Source organism: Variovorax sp. VaC1 (assembly GCF_043658315.1).
In the GTDB taxonomy this organism is placed as follows: domain Bacteria; phylum Pseudomonadota; class Gammaproteobacteria; order Burkholderiales; family Burkholderiaceae_C; genus Variovorax.
In genome coordinates, this window is record NZ_JBIGLT010000002.1 from 32,746 (window position 1) to 52,318 (window position 19,573).

A 19,573-nucleotide genomic window follows, 5' to 3' on the forward strand; every position below is an offset into this window, starting at 1 on the left:
GAGCACCGAGGAGCTTAGGCAGCGGCTGCCGCGGCCTCTTGAACGCAGCCGCTGCGATGCCTAGGGTTGGCCCTAGGCCGACCCCGGGCCGACTCCGGGCCGGGCCTAGGCCAGTGCCCCGCCACGCCCCCACGCGTGCGAAGCCTGCTCGTCGGCGGTCACGCGCACCTGGTTCGCCAGAAAGGACGGTGCCAGGCCGAAGTAGCGCTGGAAGGTGCGGCTCATGTGCGCCGCGTCGGTGAAGCCGCTGACCAGCGCAACGTCGGTCAGCGGACGATGCCCGGTGAACTGCTGCACCGTGCGGCGCACCTTGGTCCACAACGCATAGCGCTTGACCGACACGCCCACCTGCTCCGCGAACAGGTGCGTCAGCCGGTCGGGCGACAGACAGGCCACGGTCGACAGCTCGCGCAACGGGATCTGCCCCGCATGCACGCGGATGGCCTCCAGCACGCGTTCGATGCGCTTGTCGATGGGTGCTTGCAGCTCCGGGTGCTCGGTGATGGCTTCGACCAACCGGGCACTCAGCATCTGCAACCTGCGGTCTGACAGCAGGCCGCGCTGCGCCGGATCGAAGTCGTCGCGCAGCCGGCCGAAGCGGCGCGCGTCGATGGGCTGGATGCCGTGGCCGCCCATGTGCCTGGCGAGCATGCGGTAGGCGCTCGATGCCGGATCGAGATTGAGAGACAGCAGCCCGCAGCCATCGACATCGAGCCGGCGCGACACATGCGGCGCCACCAGCGCGGCGGTGCAGCGCACGCGCGTGCCGTCGACGGCTTCGAGCACGAAAGGATGGCCGCTGACCGACGCCAGCAACGTGGCCGACGAGCGCGCCGTCAGCCCTGACTGGATCGCCGGCGTGATGTAGAGAAACCTGTCATCCCACAGGTGCAGAAAATTCTGTTGCGTGGCCATGCCGTGTCACTTTTGTTTTGTCTCCAGCGGCGGATTCTCACGCATTGCCGCTGCCGTCCGACAACGGTTTGTGCACACCGGTCTTCAGCATTCCTTCAGAGTGCGGCCACCAATGCATCGGTCTGTACGTGCTGGCGCACCGCCTCCAGCAGCAGCGTCGCCAGCCGGCTTGCCGGGGCCTCGGCGCGGGCCTGCGCGCGATAGAGCACCAGCGATATCTGCGGCAATGCCGGCAGCGACAGCATCGCGCGGTCGATGGTGCGCACGTGCGCGGGCAGTCCGAAAGGCGTGCGCACCGTGAGGCCCAGCCCGGCCGATGTGGCGGCCCACAACGCCGACAGGCTGGCGCTGGCGAACGAGCGGCGCCACGGCACGCCCGCGCGGTCGAGCGCGGTGATGACGATCTCGCGCAACGGGCACGGTGCGTCGAGCATGACCAGCGGCAGCGGCTCGCGGCTCTTGCGTGCGCCGGGGCCGCGGCGCTCGCGCTCGGTCCACCAGGGGGCATCGACCCTGTCGGGCGCCTTGGGGCCGATCCACAGCAGCGGCAGCCGCGCCACGCGCTCGGCATGAGGCGACAGGGGCTGGTCGCCCGCGTCCCATGCCAGTGCCAGGTCGAGCTGGCCGAGTTCGAGCCGCTCGCGCAGATCAGCGCTGCGTGCCACGCAGGCCTCGATGCGCACCTTGGGATGCGCCCGCGCGAAGCGGCCCAGCACGGTGGGCAGCAGCGTCTCGCCGAAGTCTTCCTGCAGGCCCAGCCGCACCGCGCCCTGCAGGTCGACACCGCGCATGGCGGCGCTGGCCTCGTCGTTGAGCTCGAGCATGCGATGGGCGTAGGTCAGCAGCGTTTCGCCAGCATCCGTCAGCTCCAGCCCACGGCCCGCTTTGCGGAACAGCACCGTGCCGGCCTGCGCCTCCAGCTTCTTGAGTTGCGCGCTCACAGCAGAGGTCGAGCGGCCCAGCCGGTCGGCCGCGCGGGCATAGCTGCCGAGCGCGATGCCGGTGGAAAAACTGCGCAGCACATCGAGATCGAACATCACCTGGGACATGGTTTCTTTCTTTTTCAACCATCCATATTTTCAGGACGATTCACTCATTATTTTCTGATTTTCAAAACCTTTGCAACGGCGGACACTGCACCTCAACATGACCCATTCATCGCACTCCCCTTCGTTCGCGCCCCGCCATCGCTGGAAAGTCCTGGCCGCGGGCGTGGCCGCCAACGCGGCGTTTTCCGTGGCCTTCAGCGGCATCCCGATGACCGCCGTGCTGATGCGCACCGGCTACCAGCTCGACAACGCCACGCTCGGGCTGGTGCTCGGCCTCATGGGCCTGGGCATCGCGGTGAGCGAGCTGCCCTGGGGCCTGCTGACCGACCGCTGGGGCGACCGGCCCGTGCTGCTGACCGGACTGGGCAGCACCGCCGTCGCGCTGGTGGCGATGGCGCTGTGGGCGGCACCGAACGCGCAGCACATCCCCGGCCTCGGCTGGCTGGCCGCCGGCCTGCTGCTGGTCGGCCTGCTGGGTGGCAGCGTCAACGGCGCCAGCGGCCGTGCGGTGATGACCTGGTTCGACGCCGGCGAGCGCGGCCTTGCCATGAGCATCCGGCAAACGGCCGTACCGTTGGGCGGTGGCATCGGTGCGCTGGTGCTGCCCTTCGTCACCTTGCACTTCGGCTTTGCCGCGCTCTACGGCCTGCTGGCCTTGCTGTGTGCGTTGAGCGCGGCCATGAGCTGGGCCTGGGTGCACGAGCCGCCCATTGCGCCCCGCAGTACCAAGGCCGCCGCCACGACCGAAGTGCGCGCCGCGCCGAAGAGCGGCCCGCTGCGCGACGCCCGCGTGTGGCGCATCGTGCTGGGCATCGGCATTCTTTGCGCGCCGCAGTTCGCGGTGCTGTCCTTCGGCACCGTGTTCCTGCACGACTTCGGCCATGCGGGCTTCGCGACGATCACCGCCACCATGGTCTTCACGCAGGTCGGCGCGATGGTGACGCGCGTCTGGAGCGGCCGCTGGACCGACCGCCGCCGCAACCGGCCGGCCTACCTGCGCGCCTGCAGTGCACTCAGCGTGCTGCTGTTCGCCGCACTGGCGGTGCTGGTGATGGCCGCCGGCACGCATGTCGCCGATTCATCGGCGCTGCGCATCGCGCTGGTCGTGCTGCTGGGCGTGAGCGGTGTCTGCGTGTCGGCATGGCACGGCGTGGCCTACACCGAACTCGCCACGCTGGCCGGCGCGGCCCGCGCCGGCACCGCGCTGGGCATGGCGAACACCAGCGTCTTCCTGGTGTGCTTCGTCACGCCCTTCTCGATTCCGCACCTGCTGGCGCTGCAGGGCTGGTCGCTGGTGTGGCTCGCGGCCAGCGCCTGTGCGTTGGTGGCGATGCCGCTGCTGGTGCCGCGGCCCGATACCGCCGCCGCTGTCGATCAGAACGTCGCGAAGACGGCGTTGAGCCGGTCGACGTAAGCCCGCTTGGCGGCCGCGTCGATGAAGCTGCCTTCGAAGCTGTTCGCCGCGAGCTGCCAGGCCTGCTGCACATTGAGCCCGGTGGCCGCGAAAGTCTGCGTGAAGTTCTGGTTCATGTAGCCGCCGAAGTAGGCCGGGTCGTCCGAGTTGACGGTGGCGACCAGACCCGCATCGAGCAGCGTGCCCAGGTTGTGCTGTGCCAGGTCGGGGAACACGCAGAGCTTGAGGTTAGACAGTGGGCACACGGTGAGCGGAATGCGGTCTTGCGCGAGCCGCTTCATCAGCGCCGGATCTTTGGCGCTTTGCACGCCGTGGTCGACACGCTCGACCTTCAGCACGTCGAGCGCGCTCCACACGTAGGCCGGCGGGCCTTCTTCGCCCGCATGCGCGACGAGGTGAAAGCCCAGCTCACGGCAGCGCGCGAACACGCGGGCGAATTTTTCGGGCGGATGGCCGAGTTCGCTCGAATCGAGGCCGATGCCGATGAACTTGTCGCGGAACGGCAGCGCCTGCTCCAGCGTCTCGAAAGCCTCTTCCTCGCTCAGGTGGCGCAAGAAGCACAGGATGAGCGCGGCGCTCACGCCCAGCTTCGCCTGCGCGTCGGTGCACGCCCGGTGCAGGCCGTTGACCACCGTCTCCATCGACACGCCGCGCGCCGTGTGCGTCTGCGGGTCGAAGAACATCTCGGTGTGCACCACGTTGTCGGCCGCGGCGCGCTCCAGGTACGCCCAGGCCATGTCGTAGAAATCCTGCTCCTTCAGCAGCACGCTCGCGCCGGCGTAGTAGATGTCCAGAAAGCTCTGCAGGTTGGTGAAGGCGTAGGCGCGGCGCAGGTCTTCGACGCTGGCGTAGGGAATGGCCACGCCGTTGCGCTGCGCGAGCGCGAAGATCAGCTCGGGTTCGAGCGAGCCTTCGATGTGCATGTGCAGCTCGGCCTTGGGCATGGCGCGCAGCAGCTCGGGCAGGCGGTCGGCGGGAATCCGGTCGAAGCTCTTGTCGAAGGCGGGGCGAAAGTCGGTCATGGTGGGGAACTCGGCGTTGTGATCCCGCAAAGCATAAGCGCAGCCGTCGCGCAGGCGATCATGGCAAACGTATACGTTCGATAGACTGGGTTTTCCTTCCATTCCACAGCAACAGGAGACAACGCATGCCGATCGACACCCTTGCCACCTGGCACCGGCTCGTCAAGGAACGCGACCTGGCGGGGCTGGACGCCCTGCTCGACGAAGAAGCCGTCTTCCATTCGCCGGTGGTGCACAAGCCGCAGGTCGGCAAGAGCATCACCAAGAAGTACCTGTCGGCGGCCTTCCAGGTGTTCTTCAACGAGAGCTTTCGCTATGTGCGCGAACTCAAGAGCGCAAACGATGCGGTGCTGGAGTTCGAGCTTGAACTGGACGGCATCGTCATCAACGGCGTCGACATGATCAAGTGGAACGAAGCCGGAAGGATCGTCGAGTTCAAGGTGATGCTGCGCCCCCTGAAGGCGGTGAACCTGATCCATCAGAAGATGGGGGCGCAGCTTCTTCAGGCGGCGCAGCCGTAGAGGCGACTGCGATCAGCGACGGCGCGCCTCGAGACTCACGCGGTCACTTCAGGGTTCCAGCCTCGCTGAGCCTTGCGAGCAAGGCCTCGTCGCAGGTCGGCTCGACGTCGTAGCCGAAGTGCATGTAGAGATGCGCCTGCGGTTCGCCACCGCTGCCCAGTTGCAGAAGATGCGCGCCTTCGCTGCTGGTGCAGACCTGCGGGATCGTCTTGTCCGCCGCACCACCCAGCAGTGCGCGTTCAGCCGCGACCGAATCGCGCTCACCGGCCTTGAACACCAGCGCCCCGCCCACGAAGGGCACCGCATCCGCTGCCTTCAGCGGCGGCAGGGCATACGCCCTCACCTGCCGGCCCTTCAGCTCGTCCGAGACGTCTGTCCGCCGCCTTTGCGTTCCGGTGATTCGCAGGGAGACGCAACACTTCGCGCCGCCCTGTGCCCCGGCTTGTTGCGCCACGACGTGATCGCTGCGGCTCAACCGCTCGGTCGTGAACACGGTCCGCCGGCCGTCAGGACGGACTTCGATCAATCCGGCAGACGGCTGCGCGGCCGATGCGACAAGGGCTGAGGCGAACAACGCCGTCGCCAAGAGGTATTTTTCAAAAACCATTGTCTGACCAGTGCGGTGGATCGCTGACAAGCTTCTTGACGCCATATGTCGCGCCAACGGCATGAAGATCGCTGTCCTTCTGGATCAGCACCTCGACGCCCGAGGCGTTCTTGATCTTCTTGTTCTTCACGCCCGAAATCGTCATGTCGATGGCGCTTCGCTCCGTATGGCGGGATGCCAATGCGGGTGGATACACGATGTCGTAGCCCGAAGCCATTTCACGGGCTGCGGCTCGGGACTTCTCGGCCGAGCCGTGGTCCCACTCGATGTCGACGCCGGGCATTGCGGGAACACGATCCGCGGCAGTGGAGCCATTTGCGATGGCGGCGGCGTAGTGCATCAGGTAGGCCCTCTCCTTGGGTCGAAAGGTGGCGGAAATCCTCACCGAACCTCCGGCGCTTTCAATTGCGGCAATGAAATCGTTGGTGTTCCGCCTGAACACCGGCGTCAGGTCGTTGGTGGATGTTCCGGTCGGAAATCTTGAAACCCATTTCCGTCCGCTCAATTCGAGCCGCGAATTGACGCTTGCCGCGGATGCGGGCGCAGGCCCGGCTTGAGGCGTTGTAGCCATGTTGATCTCTCCCTGAAAGTCTTATTGATGAATTCGCATGGCCGGCGAAGGTGCGCGCCGGCCATGCGAATTCATCGTAGACCCACAAGGCCCTGCACAATTTAAAACGGGCCACCCCTTTGCAGGGGTGGCCCGTGAATTAATCAGCCTGTGGCTGCTTTACTTCTTGTCGCCGCCCGGCACCTTGCCTTCCACGCCCTTGACGTAGAAGTTCACGCCCGACAGAAACTTGTCGTCGGCCACGGCGTCCTTGGCGACCACTTCCTTGCCGTCCTGGCCCAGGATCGGGCCCTTCCAGATCACGAAGCTGCCGTCCTTCAGGCCCTTCTTCACTTCATCGACCTTGGCCTTGGCTTCGGCCGGCACGTCGTCGGCGATCGACACGAGGTCGATGGCGCCTTCCTTCACGCCCCACCAGCTCTGGCCGGTGGTCCACTTGCCGTCCAGGGCTTCCTGGGTAGCCTTGATGTAGTACGGGGTCCAGTTGATGACGGCCGATGCCAGGTGGGCCTTGGGGCCGTAGGCGGTCATGTCCGAATCCCAGCCGAAGGCGCGCTTGCCCTTTTCTTGCGCCGTCTTGAGCACGGCGGGCGAGTCGGTGTTCTGGAACAGCACGTCGGCGCCGCCGTTGATGAGGGCGGTGGCGGCTTCGGTTTCCTTGGGCGGGCTGAACCATTCGTTTACCCACACGACCTTGGTCGTGATCTTCGGATTGACCGACTGCGCACCCAGCGTGAAGCTGTTGATGTTGCGCAGCACTTCGGGGATCGGCACCGAGCCGACCACGCCAAGCGTGTTGCTCTTGGTCATCGAGCCGGCGATCACGCCGGCCATGTATGCGCCTTCGTACGTGCGGCTGTCGTAGGTGCGCATGTTCTCGGAGGTCTTGTAGCCGGTGGCGTGCTCGAACTTCACGTCCTTGGCGTCGGCTGCGACCTTGAGCATGGGCTCCATGTAGCCGAAGGTGGTGCCGAAGACCAGCTTGTTGCCCTGGCTCACGAAGTCGCGGAACACGCGCTCGGCGTCGGCGCCCTCGGGCACGCTTTCGACGAAGGTGGTCTTGATCTTGTCGCCGAATTCCTTCTCGAGCGCCTTGCGGGCGTTGTCATGCGCGAACGACCAGCCGCCGTCGCCCACCGGGCCGACATAGGCGAATGCGATGTTCAGCGGCGCGGTGGTGGCCGGAGCCGGTGCGGCTGCCACGGGCGCGGGGGCCGCGGGTGCCGCGGCCGGTGCTGCCGCTTCTTCTTTCTTGCCGCAGCCCATGAGGGCCGCCGAAGCCACCGCGGTGAAGGCGGCGAGCTTGAGCAGGGAGCGCTTGTTCAGATCATTCATTGTCGGAAATCCTCAAAAAGGACAGGTTGGCAAAAAAACGAGAACGGGATTATGAGCCGGGGTAGAACGGTTTTCCTATGGAAGCCGGCATGTTGATGCGAATGAACGCCGGGTTGCGCGAGATCAGCGCCAGCACCACGATGGGCGCGATGTACTGCAGCATGCTGAGGAACTGGGGTGGTACGTCGACACCGCTGCTCTGCAGGTGAAAGCCCAGCATCGAGACGCCGCCGAACAGGTAGGCGCCCAGCAGCACGCGAATGGGCCGCCAGGTGGCGAAGGTGGTGAGCGCCAGCGCGATCCAGCCGCGGCCCGCGACCATGCCCTCGACCCACAGCGGCGTGTACACCGTCGAGAGGTACGCGCCCGCCAGGCCGCACAGCGCACCGCCGGCAATCACGGCCATGAAGCGGATGCGCCGCACCGGGTAGCCCAGCGCATGCGCCGACTCGGGCGATTCGCCCACCGAGCGCAGCACCAGCCCGGCGCGCGTGCGGTACAGGAACCAGATCAGCGCGAAGGTCAGCAGCACCGCGAAGTACACCATCGGGTGATGGCGAAACAGCGCCGGGCCCACGAGCGGAATGTCGCCCAGCACGGGGATCGCGTACGAGGCGCTTTCCGGCAGCTTGGCCTGCACGAAGTTGATGCCCGCGAAAGCCGAGAAGCCGACGCCGAACAGGCTCAGCGCCAGCCCGGTCGCGTACTGGTTGGTGTTGAGCCAGATCACCAGCACGCCGAAGAAAGCCGCGAGCAAGGCGCCCGCAGCCATGCCGGCGAGAAAGCCGAGCCAGGGGTTGTGCGTGGTCACCACCGTCGCGAAGCCGGCGATGGCGGCGCACAGCATCATGCCCTCGGCACCGAGGTTGACGATGCCGGCCTTCTCGTTGATGAGCAGGCCCAGTGCCGCGATCGCGAGCACGGTGCCCGCGCTCAGGGTGGAGCCGAGCAGGAGTGCGTAGCTGTCCATGTCAGAGGGCTCCCTCGGTCGGGCGCGCAACGGGCGCGGTGATGGGCGTGCTGGCTTGCAGCGAAGCGGTGGTCATGCCGGCGGCCGCGGCCTTCAGGGCCGCCTTGCGCCGGATGCGGTAGGCGATGAGCGTGTCGCACGCCAGCAGCGTGAACAGCAGCAGCCCCTGGAACACGCCGGTCAGCGACTTCGGCAGCCCGAGCCGCGACTGCGCCAGCTCACCGCCGATATAGAACATGCTCATGAGGATGGCCGAGAACACCATGCCCACCGGATGCAGCCGCCCGACGAAGGCCACGATGATGGCCGCGAAGCCATAGCCCGCCGGCACGTACGGCGTGAGCTGCCCGAGCGGCCCGGCCACTTCGAGCGCACCGGCCAGGCCGGCCGCGCCGCCCGAGGTCAGCAGTGCGATCCACACCGCGCGCCGCGCCGAAAAGCCCGCATAGCGTGCGGCCGCGGGCGCAAGCCCGCCGACCTGCTGCGCAAAGCCGGCCCGCGTGCGGAACAAGAACACCCAGAGCGCGCCCGCACCCACCAGCGCGATGACCAGCCCGATGCTCACGCGCGAGCCCTTGAAGAGCCGGGGAATCTGCGTGACCGCCTCGAAGGTCTTGGTCTGCGGAAAGTTGTAGCCGTGCGGGTCTTTCCACGGGCCGAAGACCATGTAGCCCAGCAGCAGCGTGGCGACATAGACCAGCATCAGGCTCACAAGAATCTCGTTGGCGTTGAACTTGTCGCGCAGGAACGCGACGATGCCCGCCCACACCATGCCGCCGACGATGCCCGCGACCAGGATGGCCGCGACGATCCACTGACCGGTGTTCTTGTCGGCCAGCAGCGCGACGCCGCCCGCCGCGATGGCACCGAACACGAACTGCCCTTCGGCGCCGATGTTCCAGACGTTGGAGCGAAAGCACACGGCCAGCCCCAGCGCGATGATGAGCAGCGGCGTGGCCTTGACCATCAGTTCGCCAATCGCATAGCCGCTCTTGATGGGCTCGTAGAAAAACACCAGCAGGCCCTTGACCGGGTCCTTGCCGAGCGCGGCGAACAGCGCCACGCCGATCAGCACGGTGATGAGCAACGCCAGGATCGGCGAGGCATAGGTCCAGAAGCGCGACAGCTCCGGGCGGGGTTCGAGCTTAAGCATGGGCCGCCTCCTTCGCCTGCGCCTGCCACAGGCCGCTCATCCATTCGCCGATCTGCGGCAGCGTGGCCGCGGCACGGTCGATCGAGGGCGAGAGCCGGCCCTTGGCGATCACATGCAGCCGGTCGCTGATGTCGAAGAGCTCGTCCAGCTCTTCGCTGACCACCAGCACGGCACAGCCGGCATCGCGCAGCGCAAGAATTTCGCCGCGGATCAGCGCGGCCGCGCCCACGTCCACGCCCCAGGTCGGCTGCGAGACGATGAAGAGCTTGGGGTTGGCGTCGATCTCGCGGCCGACGATGAATTTCTGCAGGTTGCCGCCCGACAGCGAGCGTGCCGCCGCATGCGGGCCACCGGCCTTGACGTTGAAGCGCTCGATGATGGAACGCGCATGGCGGTCGAGCGCGGCGGTGTTGATCCAGCCGCCCTTGCCCACCGCGTTGCCGCGCGTGAGCAGCAGGTTGTGCGCCAGGCCCAGCGTGGGCACGGCGCCGCGGCCCAGCCGCTCTTCGGGCACGAAGTGCAGGCCCAGCGCGCGCCGCGCGCGCGGGCGCAGCCGCCCGGCCGGCTTGTCGAACACCTGCACCATCGCGGGCTCGGCACGCACGTCTTCGCCCGACAGCGCATAGAGCAATTCTTTCTGGCCGTTGCCCGAGACACCGGCAACGCCGACCACCTCGCCGGCCCGCACCTCGAAGGACACACCCTCGAGATCGACACCGAACTGGTCTTCCCGCGCCAGCGACAAACCCTTGACGCGCAATGCCACCGCGCCCGCATGCACCGGCCGGTGCTTCAACGGCGGCGGCTCGCTGCCGATCATCAGCCGCGAGAGCGATTCGTTGCTCTCGTTCTGCGGATTGCACACGCCCGTCACCTTGCCGCCGCGCAGCACGGTGCAGGCGGTGCACAGCTCGCGAATCTCGTGCAGCTTGTGGCTGATGTACAGGATGCTGCAGCCTTCCGAGGCCAGCTTGTTCAGCACCGTGAAGAGCTTGATGACCGCCTGCGGCGTGAGCACCGAGGTCGGCTCGTCGAGGATCAGCAGCTTGGGGTTGGTGAGCAGCGCGCGGATGATTTCGACGCGCTGCATCTCGCCCACCGACAGCGTGTGCACCGGCCGCGAGGGGTCGATGTCCAGCCCGTACTCGCTCGCCTTGGCCGTGATGCTGCGCGCCACCTCGGCCAGCTGCAGCGATTTGTCGAGCCCCAGCCACACGTTCTCGGCCACCGTGAGCGTGTCGAACAGGCTGAAATGCTGGAACACCATGCTGATGCCCAGCGCCCTGGCCTGCTGCGGGTTGCGCAGGTTGACGGGCTGGCCGTCGAAGGTGACGGTGCCTTCGTCGGGCTTGACCGACCCGTAGATGATCTTCATCAGGGTCGACTTGCCGGCGCCGTTCTCGCCGAGCACGGCGTGGATTTCGCCGGGCTGCACGGCCAGGGAGATGTCGCTGTTGGCCACCACCGCGGGGTACCGCTTGGTGATGTGCGCGAGCTGGAGTCTGGGGGTTGTCATGCCGGGTTTCGTGGGTTTGTCTCGTTCAACAGCAACAAAGCGGAAGCAGCTATAAGTTTAATAGCGGCTCCCGCGACCATCGGCGCCCGACGGCGCTTTGCTCAGTTCACGGCATCAATGACCGCCGACGTAGGCGAACTTGAACAGGAACACGGCGGCGATGACCCAGACCATCGCATGCACTTCCCGTGCCCGGCCGGTGCACAGCTTCAGCACGGCATAGGTGATGAAGCCGAACGCCAGGCCGTTGGCGATCGAGTAGGTGAAAGGCATCGCCAGCGCGGTCACTGCCGCCGGGATCACCTCGGTGGTGTCTTCCCAGTCGAGCTCGACCAGGTCGCGCAGCATCAGGCAACCCACGAAGAGCAGCGCCGGCGCGGTGGCATAGGCCGGCACCGAGCCCGCCAGCGGCGAGATCATCAGGCAGGCCAGGAACAGCACCGCCACCACCACGGCCGTAAGGCCGGTACGGCCGCCCGCCTGCACGCCCGCCGCGCTTTCCACGTAGGCCGTGGTGCTCGAGGTACCGAGCAGCGAGCCCGCGAAGATCGCGCCGCTGTCGGCCAGCAGCGCCTTGTTCATGCGCTCCATCTTGCCGGGCACCAGCAGGCCGGCGCGCTTGGCCACGCCCATCAGCGTGCCGGTGGCGTCGAACATCTCGACCAGGAAGAACACCAGCACCACGTTCAGGATGCCGCCCTTGAGCGCGCCCAGGATGTCGAGCTGCATGAAGGTCGGCGCGATGGACGGCGGTGCGTCGAACACGCCGTGGAACTTGTTGCCGCCGAAGAAGAACGACAGCACGGTCACGGTGATGATGCCGATCAGGATGGCGCCGCGCACCTTGAGCCTGTCCAGCGTCACGATGATGAGAAAGCCCAGCGTGGCCAGCACCACCGGTGGCGAGTGCAGGTCGCCCAGCGTGACGAAGGTGGCCGGCGATGCCGCGACCACGCCCGCGCCCTTGAGCGCGACCAGCGCCAGGAACATGCCGATGCCCACCGTGATCGCCGTTCGCAATGACTGCGGTATGCCCGCGATGAAAAGCTCCCGCAACCCGGTGACCGTCACGATCAAGAAGAGGCACCCCGAGATGAACACCGCGCCCAGCGCGACCTGCCACGTGTAGCCCATGCCCAGCACCACGACGTAGGCGAAGTAGGCGTTCAGGCCCATGCCCGGCGCCATCGCGATCGGGTAGTTGGCATACAGGCCCATGATGAGCGTGCCCAGCGCCGCGATCAGGCAGGTGGCCACGAAGACCGCGCCCTTCGGCATGCCCGCGTCGCCGAGGATCGACGGGTTCACGAAGATGATGTAGGCCATCGTCAGGAAGGTGGTGAGCCCCGCGATGACTTCCGTGCGCACGGTGGTGTTGTGCGCGCTGAGCTTGAACACGCGTTCAAGCAGACCTGAGCCGCTTGCGCTGCCCACAGCCGCACGCGGACGCGCGGACTCGACATGCCCCGACGCGCGGGGCTCGGCGTCTTTCGGCGCCTGTTCAAACGTACTCATTTAGCTTGTCTCCAGCTGTTGTTGTGGCGGTTTTCATCGTTGCCCCGCTCACGACGCCGGCGCGAACGGGAAGCTCTCAGGGATCGGATGTCTCAGGGGTGGCGGGCGGCCGCGCGACGGCGGAATGCGGTGGCCGCAGCGACGCCGCCACGTCCTTGATGCATTCGCGCAGCCAGCGCGCCGAACTCGACGAATGGGTGCGCTCGTGCCAGAGCTGGTAGTACATGAGGCGCGGCAGCGCCACCGGGCAATCGAGGATCTTCACCGGCAGCCGCGCCGCGAAGCGCTCGCAGTACTGGCGGCCGGTGGTCAGCACCAGCAGGCTCGACGCCACCATGTCGGGAATGAGGCTGAAGTGCGCGCAGCGCGCGGTGATGTTGCGCTGCCGCCCCAGCTCGTCGAGCATCTGGTCGATGATGCCGCGCCCGCCCGGGTGCATGGGCGTGGGCGCGATGTGCTCGGCCGTGAGCCAGGTCTCCAGGTCCCAGCCGCGGCGCACCGCCGGATGGTCCTGGTTGACCAGCGACACCACCTCGTCGCCGAACAGGCGCGCCATGTGCAGGTCTTCCGGCGGCTTGAGCCAATTGCCGATCACCAGGTCGACCTGCCCCAGCGCCAGATGGCCGTGGTAGTCGGAGTCGGGCGACAGCGCATGGATCTCGATCTGGCACAGCGGCGCCTCGCGCTTGACCTGCGCCACCAGCATCGGCAGGAACAGCGGGTCCATGTAGTCGCTGGCCGCAATGCGAAAGGTGGTGGCCGCCGACTGCGGCTCGAAGCCGCGCGCATCCGAGAACAGCATCTCGGCCGCACGCAGGATGCTGGCCGCGGGCTCGATCATGCGCAGCCCCGCATCGGTCGGCACCATGCCCGAGCCCGAGCGCACCAGCAGCGGGTCGCCCGACAACTCGCGCAGGCGCTTCAGCGCGGCCGAGACGGCCGGCTGGTACATGCCCAGGCGAATGGCGGCGCGCGAGACGCTGCGGTCGGTCAGCACGGTGTGAAGCACCCGGATGAGGTGTAAGTCGATCTTGTCGAAAAGCGCCTGGTCTCTCATGGCTGTTCACACCTTTCTTGTCTGTGCGAACAGTTATACAGCGCGGCATTTGGATGAAGTAAGAACGCTCGGACCGTGCGAGCACGGCCCGTTTTCATTCGACCGATGCGGATGGCGCTGCCTGGACAGCGGTCACGGCACGAAGAATCGACTCGCTCGTGGCCGGCGCCTTCAGCGGCGGATCGACCCTGTGGTCGCCGGCCGCCGACACCGCATCGCGGATCGCGAAGAACACCGAGAACGGCAGCAGCAGCGGCGGCTCGCCCACCGCCTTGCTGCGGTGGATCGAGTCCTCGAAGTTCTGGCCTTCGAACAGGCGCACGTTGAAGACGGGCGGGCAGTCGTTGGCGGTCGGGATCTTGTAGGTGCTGGGCGCGTGCGTGGTGAGCTTGCCGCTTTGCGGATGCCACACCAGCTCTTCGGTGGTGAGCCAGCCCATGCCCTGGATGAAGGCGCCTTCGACCTGGCCGATGTCCACGGCAGGGTTCAGCGACTTGCCTGCGTCGTGCAGGATGTCGGCGCGCAGCAGCTTCCATTCGCCGGTGAGCGTGTCGACGATCACCTCGCTCACTGCCGCGCCGTAAGCGAAGTAGTAGAACGGGCGGCCCTGCATCTTGTCCTTGTCCCAGCTCAGGCCCGGCGTGGCATAGAAGCCGTCGGACCACAGCTGCTTGCGGTCGAGGTAAGCCTCGCCCACCACGGTGCTGAAGGCCAGCGACTTGCCATTGACCTCGACCTTGTCGTTCGCAAAGCGCACCTCGCCGGCCTTGCCGCCGTGACGCTCGGCCGCGCAATCGGCCAGCCGCTCGCGGATCTGGCGGGCCGCGTCCTGCGCGGCCTTGCCGTTCAGGTCGGCGCCGGTCGATGCGGCGGTGGCCGAGGTGTTGGCCACCTTGGTGGTGTCGGTCGCGGTCACGCGCACGCGCTCGAAGCTCACGCCCAGTTCGTGCGCCACCACCTGCGCCACCTTGGTGTTCAGGCCCTGCCCCATCTCGGTTCCGCCGTGGTTCACGAGGATCGAGCCGTCGGTGTACACATGCACCAGCGCGCCGGCCTGGTTGAAGTGCTTCACGTTGAACGAGATGCCGAACTTCAGCGGCGCCAGCGCCAGGCCGCGCTTGAGCACGACGCTCTTCTTGTTGAAGGCCGCGATCTCTTCGCGCCGCGCGCGGTAGTCGCTGCTGGCTTCCAGCTCGGCCACCAGCTCGTGGACGATGTTGTCGGTCACGGTCTGGCGGTAAGGCGTGACGTTGTTCTCGGCCTTGCCGTAGAAGTTGACGCGCCGCACGTCGAGCGGATCGCGCTTCAGTTCGCGCGCCACCGAATCCATGATGTTCTCGATGGCGATCGCGCCCTGCGGGCCGCCGAAGCCGCGGAAGGCCGTATTGCTCTGCGTGTTGGTCTTGCCCGAGTAGCCGTGCATGCTCACGTTCGGCAGCCAGTAGGCGTTGTCGAAGTGGCACAGCGCGCGCGTCATCACCGGGCCCGAGAGATCGGCCGAGTGGCCGGCGCGCGAGACCATGGTGATCTCGGCGCCGAGGATGCGGCCTTCGTCGTCGTAGCCGACTTCGTATTCGTACCAGAAGCAGTGGCGACGGCCGGTGACCATGAAGTCGTCGTCGCGGTCCAGCCGCAACTTCACCGGGCGCTGCAGCTGGCGCGCTGCCACGGCGGCCACGCAGGCGAACAGCGCCGACTGCGATTCCTTGCCGCCGAAGCCGCCGCCCATGCGCCGGCATTCGACGTGCACTTCGTTCGACTGCAGGTGCAGCGCATGCGCCACCAGGTGCTGCATTTCGCTCGGGTGTTGCGTCGAGCAATGGATGTGCAGCGCGCCGCCTTCCTTCGGAATGGCGTAGCTGATCTGGCCTTCGAGGTAGAACTGCTCCTGCCCGCCCACGTCCAGCGTGGCCTTGTGGCGACGCGGTGCCTTGGCGATGGCGGCGCGCACGGCGGCCTCGTCGCCTTCGTTGGCAACGCCGCCGCTGCGCACGATGTGCATCGGCGGCACCACGTACTGACCGCGTTCGTGCGCGGCCTGCGGCGTGAGCACGGGCGGCTGCGCCTCGATGGTCATGGCGTCCTTGGCCTTGGCGGCCGCGCGGCGCGCGGCCTCGCGCGTTTCGGCGATCACCGCGAACACCGGCTGGCCGAGGTAGCGGATCTCGCCGCCGTCGTTCACGGGCAGCAGGATCGGGTCGTCGTGAATGATCGAGCCGCAGTCGTTGACGCCGGGAATGTCGTCGGCCGTCAGCACCGTGACCACGCCGGGCATCGCGCGGATGGCGTCGAGCGACAGCGCCGTGACGCGGCCGTTGGCGGCTGGCGACAGCCCCAGCGCGCAGTGCAGCGTGCCGGTGAGTTCGGGAATGTCGTCGATGTAGGTGGCCTCGCCGGCCACGTGCAGGTGCGCCGACTCGTGCGGCCGGCTGATGCCGACGCGCATGCCGCGCTCGTGCGCGAGTGCTTCGGCGCCGACGTCGATGCGGGCTTTGGCGTTGGTGAGGTAGTCGGCAAAGGCCTCGGCGGGCTGCAGCAGGCGGGCGTCGATGGGTTTGTTCATGGTCAGACTCCTTCGGCCGCTGTCTTGGGCGCATGGGGCATCACGCTCCAGACGCTGGTTTCCTCGATGGACAAGGCATCTTCGTTGCGGGTTTCGAGCCAGAGGCGCTGGATCAGGTTCTGCGCCACCTGCAGCCGGTAGTCCGCCGAGGCACGCATGTCCGACAGCGGCTTGAAGTCTTGCGCGAGCGCCAGCTTGGCGGTGCTCACGCTGGCCTGCGTCCAGGGCTTGCCGACCAATGCCGCTTCGGCGTTTACGGCACGCTTGACGGTGGCGGCCATGCCGCCGAAGGCCAGGCGCACGGCCTTGACGGTGTCGCTGCCTTCTTCGAGTTCGATGGCAAAGCCCGCGCACAGCGCCGAGATGTCGCAGTCGAAGCGCTTGCTGATCTTGTAGGCGCGAACCTGGCGGCGCATGGCGGCCAGCGGAACCGCCAGCCCCTGCACGAACTCGCCGGGCTGCAGCTGGTTCTTCATGTAGTCGATGTAGAAGTCGGGCAGCGGCATGCGGCGCACCACGTCGCCACGGCGCAGTTCGATCTGCGTGTCGAGCGACATCAGCACCGGCGGCGAGTCGCCGATGGGCGAGCCGTTGGCCACGTTGCCGCCCATGGTGCCGGCATGGCGGATGGGGGGCGAGGCAAAGCGCAGCCACACGTCCGACAAGCTGGGCACGCGCGCCACGAGCGCGGCAAAGGCGGATTCGAGCGAAGCGCCGGCGCCGATGTACAGCTCGCCGCCGTCGGCGTTCTGGCGGGTTTCGATGGTCTTCATTTCGGCCACGTCGCCCACGTAGATGATGTCGCCCAGGTCGCGGAACTGCTTGTTGACCCAGAGGCCGACGTCGGTTGAACCAGCGAGCAGCTGGGCGCGCGGCTTCTGCTCGCGCAGTGCCGCGAGCTGGGCCAGCGTTCTGGGGGCGTGGAAGTGGTCCATGCGGGCGCCCAGCGGCGCGGCGTAGTTCAGGTCATGGCCGTCGTTCTGCAGCGCGGTAAGGGCAGCCACCACGGGCTGCGTGTCGAGGCGCACCGAAGGCAGGTCGAACATGCGCTGGCCGGCATCGAGGATCGGGCGGTAGCCGGTGCAGCGGCACAGGTTGCCCGACAGCTCGTCGGCCAGTTGCTGGCGCGTGGGCTGGGTGCCGTCGGCCTGGTGGTGTTCGTAGCTGGACCACAGCGACATCACGAAGCCCGGCGTGCAGAAGCCGCACTGGGAGCCGTGGCAATCGACCATCGCCTGCTGGACCGGGTGCAGCGTGTGCACGGCGTGCTTCTTGTCGCCGGCCTTGCCGTGGCTGGCGCACTGGCCCTTGAGGTCTTCGACCGTGAACAGCGCCTTGCCGTGCAGCGTGGGCAAGAACTGGATGCATGCATTGACCGTCTGCAGGTTCAGGCCACCGACGGCGCCCGGCGCATCGGCGTCGGAGGCCAGCTCGCCGATGACGACGGTGCAGGCGCCGCAGTCGCCTTCGTTGCAGCCTTCCTTGGTGCCGGTGCAGCGCGCGTCTTCGCGCAGCCAGTCGAGGACCGAGCGCGTCGGATGGACGCCGCTGACGTCGACGATCTTTCCGCGATGGAAAAAGCGGACGGGTTGGATCTTGCTGTTGCTGCTGCTCTCGGTACTCATGCTTTTCAGGCTCGTGGGGTGGCCCTTTGTGGGCCAGTCATGGACGTTAGCGGCTTGTGGCGGGCCGTGCATACCGGCGGGGCCATATTGCGTATGTGGGGTCCGGTATGGCACATACGGGGAAACCCTTGCGTCGTCGGAGCAATTCCCGGGCCATGGCGCGGGACGGTGCCCGCTCAGGTGGGTGCGATGCGAAGGTAGGCCGCTTCCAGGTCGCGCACATAGCGCGTCGTGTCGAACAAGGGGCTGGCGCCACGCGCCCTGGCCAGGTGCTCGCGCAGGGCCTGCCGCCGCGGGGCGTCGGCGCACAGGGCCCGCGCGCGGTCGAGGTAGTCGGCGGCGCTGTGCGTCACCAGCTCGGGCAGGCCCACCGCATGCAGCAGGCTGCCCGCCACGCGCGAGGCGAAGGTGTCGCCCATGCGCGTGAGCACCGGCGTGCCGGCCCAGAGCGCATCGCTGGTCAGCGTGTGGCCGCCATAGGGAAAGGTGTCGAGCACGAGGTCGACGCAATGGCGCAGGCGCCCGAGATGGGCACGCATGGGAATGCTTTTTCCGAAGCCGATGCGATGCGCGGCCACGCCCTGCAGTACCGCCTGGGCGCGCAGGTTTTGCTGCGCCTCGGGCGATTCCCCGAGCAGCCACAGCACGGCGTCGGGGCGCTCGCGCAGCAGGCTGCACCACAGTGCAAAGACCTCGGGCGTGATCTTGTAGGACTGGTTGAAATTGGCCAGCACGAGCGCATCGGCCGGCACGTTGAAATCGGCCCGCGTCAGGGCGGACGGCTCGACGCGGCGATGGTCGTGCGGCTGGTAGGCGTTCGGCATGCGCAGGATGCGCTCGCTATAGAAGCGCTCCGACCCGGGCGGAACGACCACAGGGTCGGCCACCAGGTAGTCGATGAACGGTGCGCCGGTGGTTGCGGGGTAGTAGAGGTAGGCCACCTGGACCGGCGCGGGCCGCAGGGCCAGCATGGCGAAGACGTCGTCGACGGGCCGGCTGGTGTAGACGGCGATGTCGATCTCCGCCTCGCGGATGCGCCGCGCCGATTCGGCCGCATCCAGCCCGTGCAGGCTCACGATGCGATCGAAGCAGCGCTCCAGCCGCGCGCGGAATGACCGGCGCTCCACGCGGACGTCCTCGGCCATGCCGGGTACGTCGGTGTCGTCGGGCGAAAAATCGAAGCAGACCAGCTCGAAGCGCTCGCGGTCATGCTGCTCCAGCACGCCTGCCATCAGGTAGCTCGTGGCCTGGAAGCAGAAATCGCGGCCGATATAGCCGATGCGCAGGCGTCGGTGGTCCGGGTAGCGGTGCCCCGGCGGCACCAGCGGCGGCGCCGCCGGGTGTGCGCTCATGAGCCAGCGGGCGTGGCGCCGCGCGCTTTCGAGCTGCAGGGCCGGGGTCATTCGCGGGGTGGCCAGGACCAGTTCGCCGACCAGCCGGGTGTCGGCCTGGTGCGCCAGGCTCTCGGCCACCACCGTCTGCAGGAACTCGTGGCGCGTCCAGTCGCACAGGTGGGTGCTGTCGAGCAGCGCGTTCCAGGCGCCCTCGAAGTCATAGGGCTGCGCGTCGTGCCAGGCCCGGCTGAGCCGACACGCGGCCGCCATGTCGTTCCGCTCGCGCAGCACCGCCAACTCGGCGCTGGCGGCGCTCGCGTCGAAGGGGGCGGCAGGGGTGTCGTTCGGCATCGGGGCGATTCTATGAACGGCCCGGTGCGGCGCGGGCAACGGTGTGCGCGTGCCC

The 19,573-nt window shown here is 67.4% G+C and carries 16 protein-coding genes; 2 read left to right on the plus strand and 14 right to left on the minus strand.

What is annotated here, in order from left to right; all coding sequences use genetic code 11:
- Positions 1–105 precede the first annotated feature (105 nt).
- Positions 106–915, minus strand: coding sequence for a helix-turn-helix domain-containing protein (locus ACGLHS_RS07150; protein WP_093238606.1), 810 nt, complete (start codon positions 913–915; stop codon positions 106–108).
- A 95-nt stretch (positions 916–1,010) separates the two neighbouring features.
- Positions 1,011–1,964, minus strand: a complete 954-nt coding sequence (locus tag ACGLHS_RS07155) for a LysR substrate-binding domain-containing protein (RefSeq protein ID WP_394478256.1) — start codon at positions 1,962–1,964, stop codon at positions 1,011–1,013.
- A gap of 97 nt (positions 1,965–2,061) precedes the next feature.
- Here ACGLHS_RS07155 and ACGLHS_RS07160 point away from each other — a divergent pair, with 97 nt between their 5' ends.
- Positions 2,062–3,378, plus strand: coding sequence for an MFS transporter (locus ACGLHS_RS07160; RefSeq protein WP_394478258.1), 1,317 nt, complete (start codon positions 2,062–2,064; stop codon positions 3,376–3,378).
- Here ACGLHS_RS07160 and ACGLHS_RS07165 read toward each other — a convergent pair.
- Positions 3,339–4,400 carry an adenosine deaminase gene (locus ACGLHS_RS07165; protein WP_394478260.1) on the minus strand — a complete coding sequence of 354 codons (1,062 nt, stop codon included), beginning with the start codon at positions 4,398–4,400 and terminating at the stop codon, positions 3,339–3,341. The two genes, ACGLHS_RS07160 and ACGLHS_RS07165, sit on opposite strands and share 40 nt — an antisense overlap.
- Positions 4,401–4,525: 125 nt before the next feature.
- Between ACGLHS_RS07165 and ACGLHS_RS07170 the strand changes: the two genes are divergently transcribed.
- Positions 4,526–4,921 carry a nuclear transport factor 2 family protein gene (locus ACGLHS_RS07170; RefSeq protein WP_394478262.1) on the plus strand — a complete coding sequence of 132 codons (396 nt, stop codon included), beginning with the start codon at positions 4,526–4,528 and terminating at the stop codon, positions 4,919–4,921.
- 43 nt (positions 4,922–4,964) lie between these two features.
- On the opposite strand, the gene ACGLHS_RS07175 is transcribed toward ACGLHS_RS07170, so the two are convergent.
- The 11 genes from ACGLHS_RS07175 to ACGLHS_RS07225 form a co-directional block, all read right to left on the minus strand.
- On the minus strand, positions 4,965–5,528 hold the full coding sequence (locus ACGLHS_RS07175) for a hypothetical protein (protein ID WP_394478264.1): 564 nt from the start codon (positions 5,526–5,528) through the stop codon (positions 4,965–4,967).
- Positions 5,518–6,099: a hypothetical protein gene (locus ACGLHS_RS07180; RefSeq protein WP_394478266.1), complete on the minus strand. Its 582-nt coding sequence runs from the start codon at positions 6,097–6,099 to the stop codon at positions 5,518–5,520. The genes ACGLHS_RS07175 and ACGLHS_RS07180 overlap by 11 nt, the downstream gene beginning before the upstream one ends.
- Positions 6,100–6,258: 159 nt before the next feature.
- The gene (locus ACGLHS_RS07185; protein ID WP_093238598.1) at positions 6,259–7,434 is read right to left on the minus strand and encodes a BMP family ABC transporter substrate-binding protein; all 1,176 of its coding nucleotides are present in this window, start codon (positions 7,432–7,434) and stop codon (positions 6,259–6,261) included.
- Positions 7,435–7,483: 49 nt separating this feature from the next.
- Positions 7,484–8,404: an ABC transporter permease gene (locus ACGLHS_RS07190; protein WP_394478274.1), complete on the minus strand. Its 921-nt coding sequence runs from the start codon at positions 8,402–8,404 to the stop codon at positions 7,484–7,486.
- A 1-nt stretch (position 8,405) separates the two neighbouring features.
- Entirely contained in the window at positions 8,406–9,557 is a 1,152-nt protein-coding gene (locus ACGLHS_RS07195) for an ABC transporter permease (RefSeq protein ID WP_093238595.1), read from the minus strand.
- Positions 9,550–11,073, minus strand: a complete 1,524-nt coding sequence (locus ACGLHS_RS07200) for an ABC transporter ATP-binding protein (RefSeq protein WP_093238594.1) — start codon at positions 11,071–11,073, stop codon at positions 9,550–9,552. The genes ACGLHS_RS07195 and ACGLHS_RS07200 overlap by 8 nt, the downstream gene beginning before the upstream one ends.
- A 114-nt stretch (positions 11,074–11,187) precedes the next feature.
- Positions 11,188–12,588 (minus strand): NCS2 family permease, encoded by a 1,401-nt coding sequence (locus ACGLHS_RS07205; RefSeq protein ID WP_093238592.1) that lies wholly within the window; start codon positions 12,586–12,588, stop codon positions 11,188–11,190.
- Between the two features lie 76 nt (positions 12,589–12,664).
- Positions 12,665–13,645: a LysR family transcriptional regulator gene (locus ACGLHS_RS07210; RefSeq protein ID WP_093238591.1), complete on the minus strand. Its 981-nt coding sequence runs from the start codon at positions 13,643–13,645 to the stop codon at positions 12,665–12,667.
- Between the two features lie 94 nt (positions 13,646–13,739).
- On the minus strand, positions 13,740–16,208 hold the full coding sequence (gene xdhB, locus ACGLHS_RS07215; protein WP_394478279.1) for a xanthine dehydrogenase molybdopterin binding subunit: 2,469 nt from the start codon (positions 16,206–16,208) through the stop codon (positions 13,740–13,742).
- 2 nt (positions 16,209–16,210) lie between these two features.
- Entirely contained in the window at positions 16,211–17,833 is a 1,623-nt protein-coding gene (gene xdhA, locus ACGLHS_RS07220) for a xanthine dehydrogenase small subunit (protein ID WP_394478282.1), read from the minus strand.
- A 176-nt stretch (positions 17,834–18,009) separates the two neighbouring features.
- Positions 18,010–19,518 carry a UDP-N-acetylglucosamine-peptide N-acetylglucosaminyltransferase gene (locus ACGLHS_RS07225; protein ID WP_394478284.1) on the minus strand — a complete coding sequence of 503 codons (1,509 nt, stop codon included), beginning with the start codon at positions 19,516–19,518 and terminating at the stop codon, positions 18,010–18,012.
- Positions 19,519–19,573 lie beyond the last annotated feature (55 nt).